Consider the following 1,890-nt stretch of genomic DNA (forward strand, 5'->3'; position numbering starts at 1 on the left):
AATTACGATAGCCAGCAATATCAGAACGGGCACTTCATTGAACCAGCGATAAAAGACATGGCTGCGGGTGTTTTCGCCACGGGCAAAACGTTTTACCTGTGCGCCGCACATATGGTGGTAGCCGATCAGGAACACCACCAGGGTCAACTTGGCGTGGATCCAGGCGCCCGATTGAAAGATGCCGGGGTTGAGTGCGATCAGCCAGATACCGAATACCAGCGAAGCCAGCATCGCCGGGCCCATGATGCCGCGGTACAGCTTACGCTCCATGACACTGAAACGCTCCTTGCTGACGGCGTCCTCGCTCTGGGCGTGGTAAACGAACAGGCGCGGCAGGTAGAACAGCCCGGCAAACCAGCAGACGATGCTGACGATGTGGAAGGCTTTGACCCATAGATAAAGCATTTTTAGTTATTCCCAGGTTCACGGTAACTGAAGATAGTAGTGGCTCATGCGCCCGTACGTCACGTTGACGGTTGTCGCAGGACGATGCGGCCCCTATTATCGACGGCTTTCCAGTGGGTTCGTTGAGGGCAGGTTTATGGTCAAGGTCGGTATCGTCGGCGGCACGGGTTACACCGGTGTCGAATTGCTGCGTCTGTTGGCTCAGCATCCGCAAGCTGAGGTGGTGGTCATCACCTCCCGATCCGAGGCCGGCCTGGCCGTGGCCGACATGTACCCGAACCTGCGAGGCCATTACGACGGCCTGGCGTTCAGTGTCCCTGACATCAGCACCCTGGGTGCATGCGACGTGGTGTTCTTTGCCACGCCTCATGGTGTGGCCCATGCATTGGCCGGTGAACTGCTGGCTGCTGGTACCAAGGTGATCGACCTGTCGGCGGATTTCCGTTTGCAGGATGCTGATGAGTGGGCCAAGTGGTATGGCCAGCCTCACGGTGCGCCAGAGCTGTTGGAAGAAGCGGTGTATGGCCTGCCGGAGGTCAATCGTGAGCAGATCAAGCAGGCGCGCCTGATCGCGGTGCCGGGTTGCTATCCAACGGCCACACAGCTGGGCTTCCTGCCGTTGCTCGAAGCCGGGTTGGCAGATGCCTCGCGCTTGATCGCGGACTGCAAGTCCGGTGTGAGCGGCGCCGGTCGTGGTGCAGCGGTGGGTTCGCTGTACTCCGAGACGTCGGAAAGCATGAAAGCCTATGCGGTAAAAGGGCATCGCCACTTGCCGGAAATCCGCCAGGGGCTGCGGCGTGCCGCCGGTCAGGACGTGGGCCTGACGTTCGTGCCGCACCTGACGCCGATGATCCGTGGCATTCATTCCACGTTGTACGCCACAGTGGTTGATCGCTCGGTAGACCTGCAGGCGCTGTTCGAAAAGCGTTATGCCAACGAACCGTTCGTCGACGTAATGCCTGCCGGCAGCCATCCGGAAACCCGCAGCGTGCGCGGTGCCAACGTGTGCCGGATTGCGGTGCACCGTCCACAAGATGGCGACTTGGTCGTGGTGTTGTCGGTGATTGATAACTTGGTCAAGGGCGCGTCGGGCCAGGCGGTGCAGAACATGAACATCCTGTTTGGCCTGGACGAGAAGCTGGGCCTGTCCCACGCGGGCATGCTGCCTTAAGGTTTTCAGGTGGTTGCGCAAAAGGCCCGATGATCGGGCCTTTTGTGTTTTTGATGGCGGCTAGGCAGATTGATATACCGTAACAATAGTTGACCGCTTTTCTAGGAGAAGCGGATAATGCCCGTCATTACGCATATGGCGGCGCTACGCCGGGAGATTATCAGCATGAGCGTTGAATCCTTCACCCCCACGGCTTTGCAATTCACCCACGGTGCTGCGCACAAGGTGAAGAGCCTGGTCGATGAAGAGGGTAATGATCGCTTGAAGCTGCGCGTATTCGTTACGGGCGGCGGTTGTTCAGGGTTTCAGTACGG

At 58.8% G+C, this 1,890-nt stretch carries 3 protein-coding genes; 2 read left to right on the top strand and 1 reads right to left on the bottom strand.

Annotation, left to right across the window (positions count from 1 at the left end):
* Nucleotides 1–405: protoporphyrinogen oxidase HemJ (gene hemJ / locus AC3ZU9_RS31315; RefSeq protein ID WP_490091783.1), on the bottom strand; the 405-nt coding region annotated here is incomplete at its 3' end.
* A gap of 136 nt (nt 406–541) precedes the next feature.
* Between hemJ and argC the strand changes: the two genes are divergently transcribed.
* The gene (gene argC / locus AC3ZU9_RS31320) at nt 542–1,576 is read left to right on the top strand and encodes an N-acetyl-gamma-glutamyl-phosphate reductase (RefSeq protein ID WP_046035025.1); all 1,035 of its coding nucleotides are present in this window, start codon (nt 542–544) and stop codon (nt 1,574–1,576) included.
* A gap of 165 nt (nt 1,577–1,741) precedes the next feature.
* On the top strand, nt 1,742–1,890 hold a 149-nt coding region (locus tag AC3ZU9_RS31325), incomplete at its 3' end, for an iron-sulfur cluster assembly accessory protein (protein ID WP_490091784.1).

This window comes from Pseudomonas sp. A39, from assembly GCF_058145955.1.

What these genes read in the sequence shown, in the direction of transcription:
- argC (WP_046035025.1), top strand. Translation starts at nt 542, where the DNA reads ATGGTCAAGGTCGGTATCGTCGGCGGCACGGGTTACACCGGTGTCGAA.